Below are 17,850 nucleotides of genomic sequence, written 5' to 3' on the forward strand. Positions count from 1 at the left end.
AATCATTCTATCATTCAATTCATGAAGCTTACGCTCGTAGGGGCCGGTCCCGGTGATCCCGATTTGATAACGCTTAAGGGTGTGAAAGCGCTGCAACAGGCCGACGTGGTCATGTATGACGCGCTCGTTCACCCTGATCTACTGACGCACTGCCGCCCGGATGCGCTGCTGGTGTACGTTGGCAAGCGACGCGGTGCGTATTCCTGTATGCAGGAAGATATCAACCCGCTGATTGTGCATTACGCGCAGCAGTACGGCCACGTCGTGCGGCTCAAAGGGGGCGACTCGTTTGTGTTTGGGCGGGGCTACGAAGAACTCGACTACGCCCGGCAGCACGGCCTCGACACAGCCGTCGTACCGGGTCTGTCGAGCAGTTACGCCGTACCCGCGTCGGCGGGCGTTCCGCTAACGACGCGCGGTCTGTCGGAAAGCTTCTGGGTCGTTACGGGCACCACCAAAGCCGGGCAGCTATCCGCCGATCTGACACTGGCGGCTCAGTCATCGGCAACGGTCGTCGTGCTGATGGGTATGCACAAGCTGCCCGACATCGCCCGTTTGTTTGCCGAACAGGGTAAGGCCGATACGCCCATAGCAATCATTCAGAACGGTACCCTGCCCGAACAGCGCGTCGTGACGGGGCACATCCATTCCATTGTCGACCGGGTGGCCGAAACGCAGATCGACAACCCGGCCATTATCGTAATCGGTGCCGTTGCGGGCCTGACGACCGATCAATACGCGTCGATAGCGGCTGCCGTAGGTCAGGACTAACAGGCCCATCATAAATGAAAGCGCCCCACAGTTTTTGTGCTGTGGGGCGCTTTTTAGTTGTAGCTCTGCTGTCTACCCAATACGTTCGGTCACAAACGATACTACATCGTTGGTGGCAACTTTGTGCTGTTCGCCGGAGACCATATTTTTGATCGTCAACTGATTCGTCTGTACTTCTTCGGAGCCGATCAGGACCACAAACGGAATCTGCTTGGCGTTGGCGTAGTCGAGCATCTTTTTCACTTTCGCCAAGTCGGGGTAGACCTCGGCCGAGACGTTGGCCGTCCGAAACTGACTTAGCAACGGCAGTGCTACTACGCGTGCGTCGGCGTCGAACGGGATAATCAGCACCTTTGTCCCCTGCCCGGCTCCCTCAGGAAACAGAGCCAGTTCGTCCATGACGTCGTAAATCCGGTCGACACCGAAGGAGATACCCACCCCCGATAGCCCCGGCATTCCGAACGCGCCCGTCAGGTTGTCGTAGCGACCGCCCCCGCTGATGCTACCGATGGACACGCCGTTCGCTTTTACTTCAAAAATGGCCCCTGTGTAGTACGACAGCCCCCGCGCCAGCGTCGGATCGATCTCGATCTGCGCGTTTTCCAGCCCAGCCAGTTCAGCTAATTGCAATGTTTCGCGCAACTCAGCCACTCCTTTCTGCGCCGTTGCTGATGCTGCCAGCCAATTGGTTAGCTGATCGAGTGTGGCGGCTGTCGATGCGTTGTCGAAGGTAAAGAGCGGGTCTAGCTGGCTAATTGCTTCTTCCGAAAAACCGCGTTCGCGTAGTTCGTCCAGTACCTTGTCTTTGCCGATCTTGTCCAGCTTATCGATGGCGACGGAGAGCGGTCCCTCCTGCCCCGGCATTCCGATGGCTTCAGCGATACCGGCCAGAATTTTCCGGTTGTTGATCTTCAGCGTAAAATCCTGAATTCCCAGGTTGCGCATCACCTCGTGAATCATCAGGATGATCTCGGCTTCGCAGATGAGCGAATCGGTACCCACCACGTCGGCGTCGCACTGATAAAACTCGCGGTAGCGGCCTTTCTGTGGCCGGTCGGCGCGCCACACGGGCTGCATCTGATACCGCTTGAAGGGCATCGGCAGGTTGTTGCGGTTCATCACCACATACCGGGCAAACGGCACCGTCAGATCATAGCGCAGCCCTTTCTCGCTGATTTTCGGCGTCAGCTTTTTACTGCCCGTTTGCAGATCGGCGTCGGTCAGGCTACCGGCAAAATCGCCGGAGTTGAGAATCTTAAACAGGAGTTGATCGCCCTCATCGCCGTACTTCCCCATCAGCGTCGACAGGTTTTCCATAGATGGGGTTTCGAGCGGTTGAAAGCCAAAGCGTTGAAAGGTCTGGCGAATGGTATCGAAAATGAAGAGCCGTTTGCGCATCTGCTCCGGCCCGAAATCGCGGGTACCTTTGGGTAAGGTCGGTTTTTGCATGGCGCAAAAATAAGGGACAGGATTACAGGATAAACAGGATTCTGAGGTTTTGAGTGGCCACCCGGCTTTCCTATGTAGTTAAAAAGACTGCTAGTTTCTGTCGTTTTATCAGGAAAAACACTATTTTTGCGGTTCGAAAATCTGAACCGTCATTTATCATATACAATACCGTCATGGGAGTTACTGAACTGAAGCGGAAAGGCCGTCGGAACCGCGCCATCGCCAACAACAAGACAAACGCTATCAAACAACTGCTGCGTAAGCCAATCATCCGCAACGTCGATGTAGAGGCTATCAAGGCTTCGTTTGACGAAAAGAAGCAGCAGGCTTAAGCACAACTTGCCTTGCTCATCGATCCTCACTCCGACCGGGTGAGGATTTTTGTTTTGTAACGGTTAACGGCTGATTACGGCTCCGCCCCCGATCCCGCTTCTTTAGTTCCCGCCGGACGAACCGCCGATAATCGAGTTGCGACCGGAAACGCTGCGCCTGCCCAAACAACAGCAGCCCACCCACAATCAGGATCAGGCCATACGCACCCCAAAGTGCCCACTGCGTCGTTGGTGCACCCTGCATCCGCCTGGTAGCCGCTTCACTAAACACGCATAGCCCCACCACAAACGCCAGCAGACTTAACGGCGTGAGCAGCTGCCACTTAGTGCGTGTACTCATGCGGTTAATCATCCGTTGACCGGGTGGTTTTCTAAGCTTAGTCATCTCTGTAGGCTGCGTCCTTTTATTCGCGCAATCAGTTTCATACATCTGTATGAAGACTTAACAATTACGTAATATACATTAAAGTCAGGCCATTGTCAAGCCTTTTCTCTTTAGTAGAACGGCAAAATACGGACCAGCCTTGCGTCAGGATGGGTAATCGATAGTAGCCCCCGTTTCGCGAAATCCCTTCGGCTCGCGCAGTCGTTTCCAGCCCTCACTTAGAAAACCGATACCGTAGCCTATCAGTTGCACAAAGGCCGCTTCCACGCTCAATAGGCCCACGTACAGACTGCTTTCTTTGCGGGTTGCATCGATCAGAATAGCCAGCGAAAACACCAGCAGACCCGCAACGGCCAGCCCAAACAGCCAGGGGCTGATGAGTAGCCAGACAGGAACGGAAAAAACGTAGAGGGTAAACAGGGCCGGAAACGTGTGCACCAGTTTCAGTTCGCGGGGGTAGTAGCGCGAGATGTTGATGCGGGCACGACCAAAAAAGCGAAGCTGCCGATAAAATTGAGCGAAGCGGGTCCGGCGTTTGTGGTAGATATACGCGTCGGGAATCAGGCCGGTGGTAAAGCCACTCTCGATAATCCGAATGGCGAATTCGATGTCTTCGCCCATCCGGCTGAGTCGGTACCCGCGCGTTTTCTCCCACACCTGCCGCGACAGCCCCATGTTGAAACTGCGCGGATGGTAGGTACCGCCCAGATTGGTTTTGCTGCCCCGGATGCCGCCCGTTGTGAAGGGCGACGTCATCGAATAACTGATGGCTTTCTGGACGGGCGTAAAATCAGGGTGCGCGCGGTCGGGGCCACCGTACGCATCGAGCCACTGCCCGGCAAGGTGCTGACTGACGGTTTGGAAATAGTGGGGCGGCACAAGGGCATCGGAGTCGAAGATCACGAAGTAGTCGCCGGTGGCCCGCTCGAAGCCGTAGTTGCGCGCAAAACCCTGCCCCGAGTTGGGTTTTTCAAAGTAACGGATCGCCAGTTTGCTGGCGAACTCAACAACCACATCCTCAGCCCGCTCCACCGACCCGTCTTCAATCACCAGCACTTCGAAGTTGGTGTAGGTCTGACGAGTCAGACTCGTCAGCAGTTCACGCAGTTCGTCGGGGCGGTTAAAAACGGGAATGATGATGGAAAACCGGAGCATCAGGTTTTGTTGACAGAGTTACTGGATTTGATTGATGATTGATTGATTGACTGGCTCCCTTACTTACGGTTCAGCCGTTCGAGCACCGTTTTAAGGGCGGCATAGTCGGCTCCATCGATGAAAGCCGCTACTTTACCATCCCGATCGACCACGATACAGGTTGACCCCGCCCCGACGCCAAATTTGCGATTAAACCCGTATGCGTTCGGCACAGCGACAAACGGTAGTTTCTGCGTTTTCAGTACGTCCGCTATTTCTTCGGCCGAATCACTAAATATCCCCAATGACATAAACCCCGCTCCGGTCTGGAACGGCTGAAGTGCTTCAGCAAACTGCGCCACGTGTTTAAGGTTCCAGAAGGGTCGGTGCGTACTAATCCAGAAGCTCAGCACGACTACCTGTCCTTTCAACTCCGTCGACCGGTACTCCTTGTTGTCGATACCTTTCATCACAAACAAAGGCATCTCCGCCCCTACTTTCGGGCGGTTTTCGTCACCCCGGTTGTAGAATCGGTGCGTCTCGCGTTCTTCGCTCGTCGTAGGCCGTAACAGGTAAGAAGCCGGTTGCCCGTATTCATTCATTACTTCTTCGAGATGATAGCCATTCCTGTCCCGCCTGGTTAGTTCTTCGTACTTACTGGCAGGAATGCGTTCTCCTGTCGCTTTGTCGATGATTATCGTTTTGTCATCAATGCGATGAGTATACGAAATGCCACCTGTCCGTGTCTCGACGGCAGGCACCTGGGCGATCGCTAACTGCCCTGCGCTCACCGCAACAGCCAGACTTATCAAGGCAAGTAATTTCATACACATCAACGTTTGGAAGACTAACCAACCACTTCACGTAAACTTTCGTCGTTGGCCTGAATAATCCGGTCGACCAGCTCGTCGGTAAGGGCGACGGAGAGGAACAGGCTTTCGAACTGCGACGGCGCCAGGTAAATACCCCGGTCGAGCATGGCGTGGAAATAGTGGCCGAACAGCGCCGTGTCGCACGACTTGGCCCCGGCAAAGTCAATCACTGGCCGATCGGTCATAAACAGCGTAAACATCGAACTGATGTGATTGATCGTGTAGGCCAGCCCTAGCTTGTCCAGCGTTTGCCGGAAGCCCGTCGTCAGCTTGTCGCCGATCGCATCCAGCCGCGTGTATACGTTCGGGTGATCGTTGAGGTGGTGCAGCATCGCCAGCCCCGCCGACATCGCGATAGGATTTCCCGACAACGTACCGGCCTGATAAACCGGCCCGGCGGGGGCTACCATCTTCATAATATCGGCCCGGCCACCGTAGGCACCGACTGGCATACCACCGCCGATGATCTTACCCATCGTCGTCAGGTCGGGGGTGATACCGAAGCGTTCCTGCGCGCCACCTTTAGCCAGCCGGAAACCGGTCATTACCTCATCGAAGATCAGGACAACACTGTGCTGATCGCAGAGGGCGCGGATGCCTTCAAGGAAACCGGGTTCGGGCAGGACACAGCCCATGTTCCCCACAACGGGTTCGAGGATCAGGGCCGCCACCTGATTGTGGTTGTTCAGCAGCAGTTCCTCTACCGCAGCCAGATCGTTATACGGAGCCGTAAGCGTGTCGGCGGCCGTCGCTTTTGTGACGCCCGGCGAATCGGGAATGCCCATCGTCATGGCTCCGCTACCAGCCGCAATCAGAAACGAGTCGCCGTGACCGTGGTAACAGCCCTCAAACTTGATGATTTTATCGCGACCAGTGAAGCCACGGGCTACGCGGATAGCCGCCATCGTCGCTTCGGTACCGGAATTAACCATCCGCACCATCTCCACCGACGGCACCATCGACACGATCAGCTCGGCCATCTCGACCTCTTTACGCGTCGGGGCACCAAACGAAAATGAGTGCTGAATAGCGTCGGCAACGGCTTTCTCGACCGGCTCAAAGGCGTGGCCCAGGATCATTGGCCCCCACGAATTAATCAGTTCGATGTATTCGCGACCGTCTTCATCGTACAGATACGGCCCTTTCGCCGATTTGATAAACAGCGGATTCCCACCCACCGACCGAAACGCCCGAACGGGTGAATTAACCCCACCGGGAATAAGCGTTTTGGCTTTCTCAAACAGTTGTTCGCTAGTCATAATTTTGACTGATTGAATGATAGAATGATTGAGTGATAAAGCGACTGAATGGTAGGATGTGCCAGCCTATTCAATCATTCTATCACTCACTCATTCACTCACTCACTAATTGATTTTAATAAATCGTCCGCCGTCGAATTTGACGATTGGGACGATCTGGTTGTCGTTTGATTGCGTGTAATCGAAGCCCGACAGCAGGTAGTCGTCAGTATCGGAACGCATGGCGTCACGATTACGCAGCCCACCGTTTTTCGCCAGCTGACGGCCGAAGAATAAGAGCATGTCGTAACCTTCACTGGCAAATACGGACGGGATTGTATTTAGCTCAGCCAGATAGGTCTGGTTAAACGTAACGACCGGCTCCCGATCAGAACTGACGTAGTCGGGGTACAGCAGGTACAGGTCGCGCCGGGAGAAGGTCGACGATCCGTTTTTGTACATATTAAAAGCGGAGGCCGTTGCCAGCAGGGGCGCATTGACCCGGCGGTTACTCAGGGCTTCCTGCAAACGCGGCCCGTCCGTATCGTTACTGCTCGACAGGAATACATGGCCGATGGCAGGCACAGTCGTTGCTGGCACTGCTGGCGTTGTTGAGGTCGGGGTAGCGACACCGGGACGGGGAACGGGGGTAAACAACGATGCCGCCGTTGCCTGCGCCGTCGGTCCCATCCGGCGAAAGTCGGCGATCTGGTAGCGCTGTTGCAGCAGTTCATCGCGGTACGCAGCAGCCAGTAAGGAGTCCTTGCGCGTACTGCCGAAGTAAATGGCCGCCCGGCGTATATTGTTGATCGACTGCGCCTGACCGGCTACCTGCTCCGCCTGCCGTGCCAGCGACGACTGCGCCAGAAACGACATCGGCTGGTCCTGGATCAGTTCGCTACTCGTTGCTATCGGATTCAACAAAACTACGCCGTTCTGATTGGCCCAGGCCGACACGATCCGGTTCGGTTCGACATACAGCGGGCCGATAATGAGGTCGGTCTGCGCGAACGCCGGGCTGTTAACCAGTTCAAGCGTTCTGTTGGGGTCATTGTCGAGGTCGTATGCCAGCAGGTTGACCGTTATACCTTCCTGCTGTAGTTTGGCTTTCGCCATTATCATACCGTTGTACAGGTCGTAGACGTACTGGTTACTGCGCGACCGTTTGCCGTTGTTGAAATCCTCGATGCGAAACGGCATCATCACCGCCACGTTATACGAACTCTTTACCCGGTTGGGCCGCGTCGAAGCCGTAACGGCTGGGCGGTTTGTACGGGACGGTTGCGATTGCGCGGATGTGCTGGTCGTTGGCGTCAGACGCGGAGCCGCCGTTCCGGGAACGCCAAAGCGGTTCGTCAGTTCGTCCGACAACTCCAGATCGGCCCGGTCGCTGGACGACCGTTGAATCAGATCGATCAGCGCCAGACCAACGATGCGGTTGTCCGGGTAAGTTCGGTTGAGTTGCTTGAGTGCCCGCAAATCGGTGGCCCGGCCCAGAATAGCCTGCTCGGCACGGGCCGCATCGCTGCGAAGCGCAGGGTCGTTGAGGCCATCCAACGTTTTCAGACCATCATCGTACCGCCCCTCTTCGAGCTGTGAAATACCTAGCAAATAGGTCGCGTCGGGCTGTTTGGGCCAGTCGGGAAAGCGGTCGGTCAGCTGGCGCAGCATGAGCCGGGCCTGATCGAATTTTTTCTGCCGGTACGCGGCCAGTGCGTAGTAGTAGTGGGCGTAGGGAGCCGTCGCTCCACCGCGCTGAATGATCGAGTTTAGTTCGGTTTTGGCCCGTTCGTAGTCGCCGGTCTGCACCAGTTTCACAGCCGCCTTGTAGCGACGCTGTGCGTCCGTTGATGGTTGCGCACTGACGACAGTCAGCACCGACAAACCAATCAATCCGCTTAAAACGATGCCCTTTCCGATCATTGGGTTATGTGGGTTAACGCACGAGAGCAACGCACGTGCGTTGCTCTCGGCCAGACAGTGTATATATACCAGACTACGTGTGAGCCGGTATGGTTTATTTTTTGGTCTTCGCTTTCCGCTGGGCTTCGTCGGCTTGTTTACGGGCTTCCTCGGCCGCTGCCAGTTGCTTTTGCAGCATGGCCTGAAAACCACCCGGTTTTTTGCCTTCGCCAGCGGCATTTTTGCGCCGGTTTTCGTCCAGCACGGCCTTGATTTTGTCTTCGTCGACAAAGCGCCGGATGATCTGCTGCTGCGCGATCGTCACGACGTTCGACACGAAGTAATAAAACGTCAGACCAGCGGGGTACGAGTTCAGTACGAACATAAACATCAGCGGGAACACGTAGCTCATCGCTTTCATGTTCACCGGTCCGGGCTGGGTGGGGGTGTTCAGGTTGTTGTAGTACGCAAACGCAATCGACGAGGCTGTCATCAGCACCGTAAACAGGCTCAGGTGGCTACCGATAAACGGCAGGGCCGGAAACGTAAAGAAGGCGTCGTAAGTTGACAGGTCATTCGACCACAGAAAATGTTCCTGCCGCAGTTCGATCAGGTTCGGGAACAGCTGAAACAGCGAGAACAGAATCGGCATCGTCGCCAGCACCGGAATACAACCGCTCAGCGGACTCACGCCCACTTCCTGATAAATCTTCATCTGCTCCGACTGCTGCTTGGCCATATCGTCGCCAACGCGCTCTTTCATGGCGTTGAGTTCGGGTTGCAGCACCCGCATCTTCGCCATGCTTACGTACGACTTGTAGGTCAGGGGCGTCAGCAGCAGTTTTACGAACACCACCAGCGCGATAATCAGCAGACCGTAGTTCGAGATAAACTTGCCAAGGAAATTGAAGACCGGAACAAAGAAGTACTTGTTGATCGGCTTCAGCAACGAATAACCGAGGTTGACGTTACGGTCGAACTCCGGCGCGACGTCGCCCAGCAGTTGAAAATCGTTGGGGCCGTAGTAGAACCGGTACTGCCCTTTGCCCGCTTTAATGTCGGCCATTGGCAGGGCAACATCGGCGGTTGCCGTTTTCACGACATCGGTGAAGGCCGGATCGACCAGCGTTTTAAACTCGGCTTTCGGCATCGCGCCGTTCCGGGCAATAAAGCCCGACAGGAAGTATTTGTGCTTGATGGTGAACCACTGAACGGGTTCTTCGGCCGTTACATCTTCGTTGCTTTCGCCTTCTTTCAGGCTCTCGAAGTTCTCGTCGGCCGACAGGTAGTTGATCGTGGCAGACCGGCGGTTGTTGCTCAGGTCGTTTTCGTACTGCCGCATCTTGTCTTCCCAGAAGAACCGGACGTTGTCGTTCGTCACGACGTTGTTCAGGCCGTTCAGTTTCAGGTCGTAGTCGAGTACGTAGCCTTCGCCGGGCATCATGTACACCTGCTCCACCGACTGCCCCGGTGCGACTTCGGCCCGGAACGTGATCTGCCGGGGCTGACCACTGATCGACCCACTCTGCGCGTCGGTGGTGAAGTACAGCTTGTGCAGGTTGATTTTACCGCGATTGGTTGGCAGTTCAAGCGCACTCTGACTGCTCTGCGCATCGATCAGCACCAGCGGCTTCTGATCGTAGGTTTTGTATTTCTTCAGGAGTACCTCTTTCACCTGCCCACCGAGCGTGCTGAAGGTAACCTTCATGTCGTTGTTCTCGACGACGATGTCCCGGTTTTCGCCGGTCGCGGCTGTGGCGAATTCGCCAAACGTGGCCCGCGCAGCTGCGGAATCGAGGGGTAGACCGGCTTTTGCGACGGCGGCCGTGGCTGCTGATGCGGTGGTGGGGCGGGTGGTCTTTGTGGTTTGAGCAGGCTCTTTCAGCGGGGCCGGTTTCGGCACCAACAGCTGATAGCCCACCAGCATCGCCATGATCAAGACGATGCCAATAATCTGATTACGATCCATTTTTTACGTTTAAAGTCTAAGGTTCAAGGTTTAAGGCTACTGGCTGACCCAATCAACCTTACACCTTGAACCGTAAACCTTACACTTAATTTTTGCAAAATTACGCCAATCGGTGCGGTTAACCAATTACCTCGGCGGTTTCTACAGGAGTGGTCTCTACGCCGGATGTAGCGTCGGCTGTAGCCGAAATTGGCGTGTTCTGCTTTTGTTGTTTATAGGTCAGCGCAGCCCCGACAAACTTTACAAACAGCGGGTGCGGGTTCAGCACCGTACTTTTCAGCTCCGGGTGAAACTGCACACCCACAAACCAGGGGTGATTGGCCAGTTCCACGATTTCGACCAGCCCCGTGTCAGGATTGATACCGGTCGGGCGTAGCCCCGCCTTTTCAAACTGATCGAGGTAGTCGTTGTTGAACTCATAGCGATGGCGGTGCCGCTCCTGAATCGTCGCTTTGCCGTAGATTTTGTGGGCCAGCGAGTCGCGCTTGAGTTTGCAGGCATAGCTACCCAGCCGCATCGTGCCGCCCTTGTTGGTCACGTCTTTCTGACCGGCCATCAGGCTGATGACCGGGTTGGCCGTTTCGGGTTCCATCTCGGTCGAGTGCGCGTCGGCGATACCCATCACGTTGCGGGCGTACTCGATCACGGCCATCTGCATGCCCAGGCAGATACCCAGGAACGGAATGCCCTTTTCGCGCGCCAGCCGCACCGCGTTGATTTTACCGTCGATACCCCGCTCACCAAAGCCGGGCGCTACCAGCACGGCATCCAGCCCCGACAGTACATCGGCGCAGTGGTTTTCGTCGACCAGCGTTTCCGACTGAATCCACTCCAGCTGCACCTTGCATTCGTTCTGCGCACCGGCATGGATAAACGCTTCGGCGATCGACTTATACGCGTCTTTCAGTTCGACATACTTACCCACCAGACCGATTTTGACCGTGTCGCCGGGATTTTTGAGCCGCCCCAAAAACGACTTCCACTCCTCAAGATCGGCGTCTTTGTCGTTGTAAAGGCCCATCATGTAGAGCGCACGCTGATCGAGCCGCTCTTTCTGCATCAGCAGCGGTACGTCGTAGATCGTACTCGCGTCGGCGGCTTCGATCACCGAACTTACCTGCACGTTGCAGAACAGCGCGATCTTCCGGCGGATTTCCTGCGGTAGCGGGTGTTCGGTACGGCAGACGATGATGTCGGGCTGCACGCCGTTTTCGAGCAGCATCCGTACCGAGTGTTGCGTCGGCTTGGTTTTCAGCTCCCCCGCCGATTGCAGGTACGGCACCAGCGTCAGGTGAATGACGAGCGTGTCTTTTTCACCCAGCTCGAACTTCAGTTGTCGTACGGCCTCGACAAACGGCAGCGATTCGATGTCGCCCACGCAACCGCCGATTTCAGTGATGACGATGTCGTACTGACCCGTGTCGCCCAGCAGCCGGATATTCCGTTTGATCTCGTCGGTGATGTGCGGCACAACCTGCACCGTTTTACCGAGGAAATCGCCCCGGCGTTCGCGGGTGATAACGTTGTTGTAGATACGCCCCGTCGTGATGTTGTTGGCCTGTGAGGTGGGCCGGTTGAGGAAGCGTTCGTAGTGGCCCAGATCGAGGTCCGTTTCGGCCCCGTCGTCGGTTACGTAACATTCGCCGTGTTCGTACGGGTTGAGCGTACCGGGGTCGATGTTGATGTATGGATCGAATTTCTGGATGGTGACTGACAACCCCCGCGCTTGTAGCAGTTTGGCCAGTGATGAGGCAATGATGCCTTTACCGAGTGATGAAGTTACCCCGCCCGTAACAAAAATATATTTCGCGGATTTCGGTCCCGTAGCCGCCATGAGTGAAACCTGTTTTGGTCGTTACGGGGAATAAAAGTACGCAGAAAAACCTAGCTTTCGGCCCCGTTGCTTCGGAAAAAGTTACCCGGTTGTCACTACCCCGCTGATTGCTTGTCGATTAGCATCCGCGACTTTTTTTCGCTGCTTGCCGATGTTCGTCCCGTTGTGCTCAGCCGACCGGAGAAATCTGACCGACGGTAAAAACCCGGCTTCTTTCCCGAAATCAGGTGCGTTTCTTCCAACTTTCCTGCATAGTTTTTGCGTATCTTACGTTTATGTAGAGACGCGATCGCTGCTACTGTACAATCGACAACACTGAATGAAACAAAGGCTCATACTGCTTGGTCTCCTGCTCGTACTGACGGGACGGGCCTGGGCGTCGAAAATTCTGATTCCGATGGACGACAGCCAGAAGAATCACCTGAAAGCGTACGGCATTGCGTACTGGGTGCTGAAGAAATATGACACCGAAATCGACTGGCTGCTCAACTACCGGGGCGGGGCGTTCATGATGCCGCAGAATCAGGCGTTCATCAATGAAATGGTCATCCGGGGGGTCAGCTACGAGGTCATTTCCGATGCGCAGTCGGCGCAGATCATGAGCGAAGTCAGTGCTGCCGACGCCAACATGGACGCGGTGAAGCTGCAAAAGCCGCCAAAAGTGGCCGTGTATTCGCCCAAGACGAAGCAGCCGTGGGACGATGCCGTGACGATGGTAATGACCTACGCCGAAATCCCGTACGACGTAGTGTTTGACGAGGAAGTGCTCAACGGCAAACTACCCGAATACGACTGGCTGCACCTGCACCACGAAGACTTTACGGGACAGTACGGCAAGTTTTTCCACTTCAAAGACCAGCCGTGGTACATTGCCCAGAAGCAGGAAGCCGAGAGCATCGCCCGGAAATTTGGCTACGAAAAAGTACCGCAACTGAAGCTGGCCGTGACGGAGAAAATCCGCGATTTCGTGCTGGGCGGTGGCTACCTGTTCGCCATGTGCAACGCCACCGATACGTACGACATCGCGCTGGCATCGCACAACACCGACATCGTCGATTCGTTCTACGACGGCACCCCCGCCGACCCCAATGCCAACAACAAACTGGACTTCGGGCAGACGCTCGCGTTCCGCAATTTTCAGGTGTACACCAACCCCTATCTGGTCGAGTTTTCCAATATCGACAACCAGCCGGACGAGCGGGGTCTGAGTGAGCACAACGATTACTTTACGCTGTTTCAGTTCTCAGCCAAGTACGACCCCATTCCGACGATGCTGACGCAGAATCACCTCAACGTGATTAAGGGATTCATGGGGCAGACAACGGCGTTCAAGAAAAACTTTATCAAGCCCGAAGTGGTGATTCTGGCCGAAAACCGGGCGGCTGGTGAAGCGCGGTACCTCCACGCCCCCCATGGCCGGGGCTTCTTCACCTTCTACGGCGGTCACGACCCCGAAGACTACCGTCACGAAATCGGCGAAGAACCGACCGACCTCAACCTGCACCCCAACTCGGCGGGCTACCGGCTGATTCTTAACAACATCCTGTTTCCGGCCGCCAAGAAGAAGAAACAGAAGACGTAGCCACGGAAAGCCGCCCGGACTTATATTCGGGCGGCTTTTTTGTATCTACAGCCAGCTCCCTTTTATGAACAATTTTACCGAATCACAGCGATTTCGGCAGTGGTGGCTCTGGGCCATCATGCTGGGCGTTACGGCGCTGATGCTGATTGTACCCGCTGGCGGTGCCCTCCGATGGATTAGCTGGCTGACAATTCTTCTGGTCAGTCTGCTATTGCTCGCCTGGCGACTGGATACGCGCTACGACGATAGCGGTGTTCACTACCGTGTCTGGCCGTTTATGCGGTGGCGCACCATCCGTTGGGCAGATGTCAGCACGGCAGCGGTTACGCAGTACGACTTTGTCGGCTATGGTATTCGCTGGAACTTTGGCGAATGGGTCTACAACGTAGCGGGTAATCAGGGTTTACGCATCAAAACGACAGACAACAAACGCATTCTGCTCGGCACTCAGCGCCCCGACGAACTGCGTGCTTTTTTGTCAACGCTGACAATCCCCGGCTTAAGCCATTAGCAGTAAAAATGAACCCGTTCCCGCTTACCGGCTCATATCGCCACACTGTCGATGTAAGCCGGTTTCTTTTTGTCCACCCTATGCCTGTTTCATTACCTCGTTGGGTCGTGGCGGCTACGCTGCTGCTATCCTTTCCCGCTGTTGCGCAACCAATTCCGCCAGTTTTACCGCGCGTGGAGCAACCTGTGTTCCGGCGCGATACGATTGATATCCGGCGGCTGGGTGCCGTGGCCGACGGACAAACGATGAACACCAGTGCAATCACGCAGGCCATTGAGCAGTGCAACCGCAACGGCGGGGGTACGGTACTGATCCCGCGCGGGCTATGGCTGACTGGTCCGCTGGTGCTGAAAAGCCACGTCAATCTGCATCTTGCCGATGGGGCACTGCTCCAGTTCACCAGCGACCGCTCGGCGTATCCGCTCGTTCGGACAACCTGGGAAGGGCGCGACGCAATTCGTTGTCAGGCTCCCCTATCGGCAACCGACGCCGAGGCCATCGCCATTACCGGCGCGGGCGTTATCGACGGGGCGGGCGACGCGTGGCGCATGGTCAAGAAAAGCAAGCTCACGACCGATCAGTGGAAAAAGCGGGTGGCGTCGGGTGGGGTTGTCAACGTGAAGGGCGACACCTGGTACCCGTCGGAACAATCGCTGCGGGGCGCAACAAACGCGGAATCCGGGAAGGCAAACATCAGTCTGAACCCGGCGGACTATGCCGACACCAGAGATTTTCTTCGGCCCAATCTGCTGAGTCTGACGCGCTGCCGCCGGGTACTGCTGACCGGGGTTACGTTCCAGAATTCGCCCGCCTGGTGCCTGCATCCGCTGCTCTGCGAACAGGTAACGTTACGGGGGCTGACCGTCAGGAATCCGTGGTACGCCCAGAACGGCGACGGGCTCGACCTCGAATCGTGCCGCAACAGTCTGATCGATGATTGTACGTTCGATGTGGGCGACGACGGCATTTGCCTGAAATCGGGGCGCGACGAGGAAGGGCGTAAGCGCGGGGTGCCGACCGAAAATGTACTGGTCAGTAATTGCCGGGTCTACCACGCTCACGGCGGCTTCGTGATCGGTAGCGAAATGTCGGGCGGGGTGCGCAACGTGCTGCTCAAAAACTGCACGTTCATGGGTACCGACGTCGGGCTTCGGTTTAAAACAGCGCGGGGACGCGGGGGCATCGTAGAAAACATCTACGTCGACGACGTCGACATAACCGACATTGCCGGGGAAGCCATTCTGTTCGATATGTACTACATGGCCAAAGACCCGGTGCCGCAGCAGGGCGAGTCGAACGAATTGCCCGAGATTGCTGCTCAGCCCCTCTCCGACGCAACGCCCCGTTTCCGGCAGTTTACCGTCCGCAACATCACATGCCGGGGTGCCGAAACGGCCATTCTGATCCGGGGTCTACCCGAAATGGCCGTCAGCGACATTCGCATCGAAGACGCGGTATTGCAAAGTCACAAAGGACTGGTTTGCGTCGAAGCGGAACGCATCAGCCTGAACCGGGTTAGCCTGCTCTGCGACGCCAAACCAGTGATGCAGTTCCAGAACAGCCGCCACATCACCCTCGACTCCATCCGCTACCCGGCCACCACCGATTTGCTGACGCAGATTAACGGCAACCGTTCCGCCGACATTCGCCTGCTAAACACTGATAGTTCAAAAGCGAAACAGGAAATCAGCCTCGGCACCACCGTTGCCGCCGGTGTCTATTCGCATGAGTAGAGACGCAACCCTTTGCGTCTCGGCACCCGGATGGTCTCGGCACCGGATGGTCTGGCTGACGCACACTAGCTGACGCCTGCTGAGACGCAAAGGGTTGCGTCTCTACGATACCGGCACACCAGTCCACCACAAACCCTCATTCCCCTAAACCCGCCCCCATGCCCCGTCTGTACCTGCTTCTGTTCTTTCTACTGCTAACGAGCCGGTTGATGGCGCAGTCGCCGGTGGTGCAGTTCCCGTATCCGACCTCATTTACGGTGGCGAAGGACGGCAGCGGCAACTTCAAAACGATTCAGGAAGCCGTTAACTCAGTGCGCGATCTGTCGCAGGTGCAGGTATTGATTTACATCAAAAACGGTACGTACCGGGAGAAGCTGGTGGTGCCGTCGTGGAAAACGAATATCTCGCTGATCGGCGAAAGCGAAGCTGGCACGATCATTACCGGCGACGACTACGCGGGTAAGCCCTTCCCCGGCGGAATCGACGCAACGGGCCGGGCGAAGTTCATTACCTACACCACCCACACCGTACTGATCGAGGGCAACGACATTATCCTCGAAAACCTGACCATCGAAAATACAGCCAACCGAAACCGGCAGGGGCCACGCGTCGAGCAGGCGGTGGCGTTGCACGTCGAAGGAGATCGGTGTATCGTGCGGCACTGTCGGCTGCTGGGTCATCAGGACACGCTGTATATGGCCACGTCGACAAGCCGCCAGTTGTATCAGGACTGTTACATCGAAGGCACGGTCGATTTTCTGTTCGGCGAAGCGACGGTCGTTTTTCAGCGGTGTACCATTAAAAGTCTGGCGAATTCGTGGATCACGGCCGCTTCGACCCGACCCGGTCAGCCGTTTGGCTTTGTCTTTCTCGACTGCGCGCTCACCGCCGATTCGTCCGTTACGAGCGTATACCTCGGCCGACCGTGGCGACCCTATGCCCGAACCGTGTTTATCCGCACGCAGATGGGGCCGCACATTCGCCCCGAAGGCTGGGACAACTGGGCAAAGACAACGAATTACAAGACAACGTTTTACGCCGAATACCAGAGTCGCGGACCGGGGGCAACCCCGCAGCAGCGCGTCGATTGGGCGAAGCAACTAACCGACCCGGAAGCGGCTCAGTACACGCTCAAACGCATTTTCGACAGTGACTCCGGCTGGAATCCCGCGCCGGGCCTGACCTACCGGCGCGACACTTCATTTACCGTCAGCAGTGCGTACCTGAACGCCCGGAAGAAGCACCCGCAGATCAGCATCGCCGACCCGAAACTGGCGAAAGGCGTCACCGTAGCGGCCAACTGGCCGTACTGCACCCGCAATGGTAAGACGTTGTTTCTGGATGCGTTCTACCCGCCTGTCAACCCGAAAAAGCCACGCCCGGCGGTGCTGCTGATTCATGGGGGCGGCTGGCGCACCGGCGACCGCTCGATGAACGTGGCGATGGCGAAGCAGCTGGCAAATGCGGGTTACGTGGCAGTGACCGTCGACTACCGGCTGTCGACGGATTCACTGTACCCGGCGGCTGTGCATGACCTGAAAGATGCGGTGCGGTGGCTCCGCGCCCAAGCCGACACGCTGGGTATCGATACCAGCCGCATTGCCGCGATGGGCTGCTCGGCGGGTGGTCAGCTGGCGGCTTTGCTCGGAACCACCGGCGACCTGAGCGCGCTGGAGGGCTCCGGCTGCACAAGCGGTCATTCCAGCATCGTGCAGGCCATTGTCGATGTCGACGGGCTGCTGGCGTTCGATCATCCGGAGTCGGGCGAGGGCGACGACAGCCGGGCTACCTCAGCCGCTACGCACTGGTTTGGCGGTCCGAAAACAGAAACGGTGGCGTTATGGCGCGAAGCCTCTCCCCTCACCTATGTTAATCGTACCGATACCAAACCGGCCCCGATTCTGATCCTGAACAGTTCCGTCGACCGGATGCATGCGGGTCGCGACGCTCTGCTGGCGGTCTACAAAGCGCGGGGCATTTACACCGAAGTATATACCTTTGCCGACGCTCCCCACCCCTTCTGGCTGTTCAATCCCTGGTTCGAACCCACGATGCAGTACACAATGGCGTTCCTGAAGCGGGTGTTGCGCTGAGTTTAGGGTTTGATGTTGGCTACCGCACACAAACCTTAGACCTTA

The 17,850-nt window shown here is 56.5% G+C and carries 14 protein-coding genes; 6 read left to right on the forward strand and 8 right to left on the reverse strand.

Annotation, left to right across the window (positions count from 1 at the left end; all coding sequences use genetic code 11):
• Nucleotides 1-21 precede the first annotated feature (21 nt).
• Nucleotides 22-771 carry a uroporphyrinogen-III C-methyltransferase gene (cobA, locus tag HH216_RS18440; protein ID WP_169552131.1) on the forward strand — a complete coding sequence of 250 codons (750 nt, stop codon included), beginning with the start codon at nucleotides 22-24 and terminating at the stop codon, nucleotides 769-771.
• Nucleotides 772-843: 72 nt separating this feature from the next.
• Here the strand turns inward: cobA and hisS are convergent, their stop codons facing one another.
• The gene (gene hisS / locus HH216_RS18445) at nucleotides 844-2,220 is read right to left on the reverse strand and encodes a histidine--tRNA ligase (RefSeq protein WP_169552132.1); all 1,377 of its coding nucleotides are present in this window, start codon (nucleotides 2,218-2,220) and stop codon (nucleotides 844-846) included.
• A gap of 173 nt (nucleotides 2,221-2,393) precedes the next feature.
• Between hisS and HH216_RS18450 the strand changes: the two genes are divergently transcribed.
• Nucleotides 2,394-2,552 carry a hypothetical protein gene (locus HH216_RS18450; protein WP_169552133.1) on the forward strand — a complete coding sequence of 53 codons (159 nt, stop codon included), beginning with the start codon at nucleotides 2,394-2,396 and terminating at the stop codon, nucleotides 2,550-2,552.
• A 16-nt stretch (nucleotides 2,553-2,568) separates the two neighbouring features.
• Here the strand turns inward: HH216_RS18450 and HH216_RS18455 are convergent, their stop codons facing one another.
• The 7 genes from HH216_RS18455 to HH216_RS18485 all read right to left on the reverse strand — a co-directional run bounded on the left by HH216_RS18455 (nucleotide 2,569) and on the right by HH216_RS18485 (nucleotide 11,886).
• A complete protein-coding gene (locus HH216_RS18455) occupies nucleotides 2,569-2,892 on the reverse strand; it encodes a hypothetical protein (RefSeq protein WP_254448508.1) in 324 nt (107 codons plus the stop codon).
• A gap of 189 nt (nucleotides 2,893-3,081) precedes the next feature.
• A complete protein-coding gene (locus HH216_RS18460) occupies nucleotides 3,082-4,092 on the reverse strand; it encodes a glycosyltransferase (protein WP_169552135.1) in 1,011 nt (336 codons plus the stop codon).
• 59 nt (nucleotides 4,093-4,151) lie between these two features.
• Nucleotides 4,152-4,898 (reverse strand): peroxiredoxin family protein, encoded by a 747-nt coding sequence (locus HH216_RS18465; RefSeq protein ID WP_169552136.1) that lies wholly within the window; start codon nucleotides 4,896-4,898, stop codon nucleotides 4,152-4,154.
• A 20-nt stretch (nucleotides 4,899-4,918) separates the two neighbouring features.
• Complete coding sequence (hemL, locus tag HH216_RS18470) at nucleotides 4,919-6,205, reverse strand: glutamate-1-semialdehyde 2,1-aminomutase (RefSeq protein ID WP_169553440.1); 1,287 nt, start codon at nucleotides 6,203-6,205, stop codon at nucleotides 4,919-4,921.
• A 102-nt stretch (nucleotides 6,206-6,307) separates the two neighbouring features.
• On the reverse strand, nucleotides 6,308-8,104 hold the full coding sequence (locus tag HH216_RS18475) for an ABC transporter substrate-binding protein (protein ID WP_169552137.1): 1,797 nt from the start codon (nucleotides 8,102-8,104) through the stop codon (nucleotides 6,308-6,310).
• A gap of 94 nt (nucleotides 8,105-8,198) precedes the next feature.
• On the reverse strand, nucleotides 8,199-10,052 hold the full coding sequence (gene yidC, locus HH216_RS18480) for a membrane protein insertase YidC (RefSeq protein ID WP_169552138.1): 1,854 nt from the start codon (nucleotides 10,050-10,052) through the stop codon (nucleotides 8,199-8,201).
• Nucleotides 10,053-10,170: 118 nt separating this feature from the next.
• On the reverse strand, nucleotides 10,171-11,886 hold the full coding sequence (locus HH216_RS18485) for a CTP synthase (protein ID WP_169552139.1): 1,716 nt from the start codon (nucleotides 11,884-11,886) through the stop codon (nucleotides 10,171-10,173).
• A 319-nt stretch (nucleotides 11,887-12,205) separates the two neighbouring features.
• Here HH216_RS18485 and HH216_RS18490 point away from each other — a divergent pair, with 319 nt between their 5' ends.
• The 4 genes from HH216_RS18490 (at nucleotide 12,206) to HH216_RS18505 (ending at nucleotide 17,805) form a co-directional block, all read left to right on the forward strand.
• The gene (locus HH216_RS18490; RefSeq protein ID WP_169552140.1) at nucleotides 12,206-13,468 is read left to right on the forward strand and encodes an asparagine synthetase B; all 1,263 of its coding nucleotides are present in this window, start codon (nucleotides 12,206-12,208) and stop codon (nucleotides 13,466-13,468) included.
• 64 nt (nucleotides 13,469-13,532) lie between these two features.
• Complete coding sequence (locus HH216_RS18495; protein ID WP_169552141.1) at nucleotides 13,533-13,979, forward strand: hypothetical protein; 447 nt, start codon at nucleotides 13,533-13,535, stop codon at nucleotides 13,977-13,979.
• Between the two features lie 80 nt (nucleotides 13,980-14,059).
• A complete protein-coding gene (locus HH216_RS18500) occupies nucleotides 14,060-15,712 on the forward strand; it encodes a glycoside hydrolase family 28 protein (RefSeq protein WP_169552142.1) in 1,653 nt (550 codons plus the stop codon).
• Nucleotides 15,713-15,870: 158 nt separating this feature from the next.
• A complete protein-coding gene (locus HH216_RS18505; protein ID WP_169552143.1) occupies nucleotides 15,871-17,805 on the forward strand; it encodes a pectinesterase family protein in 1,935 nt (644 codons plus the stop codon).
• The last annotated feature ends 45 nt before the right edge of the window (nucleotides 17,806-17,850 follow it).

This window comes from Spirosoma rhododendri (assembly GCF_012849055.1).
In the GTDB taxonomy this organism is placed as follows: Bacteria; Bacteroidota; Bacteroidia; order Cytophagales; family Spirosomataceae; genus Spirosoma; species Spirosoma rhododendri.

Coding starts and splice junctions, on each gene's coding strand:
- HH216_RS18455 (WP_254448508.1), bottom strand. CDS start 2,892: ATGAGTACACGCACTAAGTGGCAGCTGCTCACGCCGTTAAGTCTGCTG.
- HH216_RS18460 (WP_169552135.1), bottom strand. CDS start 4,092: ATGCTCCGGTTTTCCATCATCATTCCCGTTTTTAACCGCCCCGACGAA.
- HH216_RS18490 (WP_169552140.1), top strand. CDS start 12,206: ATGAAACAAAGGCTCATACTGCTTGGTCTCCTGCTCGTACTGACGGGA.
- HH216_RS18465 (WP_169552136.1), bottom strand. CDS start 4,898: ATGAAATTACTTGCCTTGATAAGTCTGGCTGTTGCGGTGAGCGCAGGG.
- HH216_RS18475 (WP_169552137.1), bottom strand. CDS start 8,104: ATGATCGGAAAGGGCATCGTTTTAAGCGGATTGATTGGTTTGTCGGTG.
- hisS (WP_169552132.1), bottom strand. CDS start 2,220: ATGCAAAAACCGACCTTACCCAAAGGTACCCGCGATTTCGGGCCGGAG.
- HH216_RS18495 (WP_169552141.1), top strand. CDS start 13,533: ATGAACAATTTTACCGAATCACAGCGATTTCGGCAGTGGTGGCTCTGG.
- cobA (WP_169552131.1), top strand. CDS start 22: ATGAAGCTTACGCTCGTAGGGGCCGGTCCCGGTGATCCCGATTTGATA.
- HH216_RS18485 (WP_169552139.1), bottom strand. CDS start 11,886: ATGGCGGCTACGGGACCGAAATCCGCGAAATATATTTTTGTTACGGGC.
- HH216_RS18450 (WP_169552133.1), top strand. CDS start 2,394: ATGGGAGTTACTGAACTGAAGCGGAAAGGCCGTCGGAACCGCGCCATC.
- HH216_RS18505 (WP_169552143.1), top strand. CDS start 15,871: ATGCCCCGTCTGTACCTGCTTCTGTTCTTTCTACTGCTAACGAGCCGG.
- yidC (WP_169552138.1), bottom strand. CDS start 10,052: ATGGATCGTAATCAGATTATTGGCATCGTCTTGATCATGGCGATGCTG.
- HH216_RS18500 (WP_169552142.1), top strand. CDS start 14,060: ATGCCTGTTTCATTACCTCGTTGGGTCGTGGCGGCTACGCTGCTGCTA.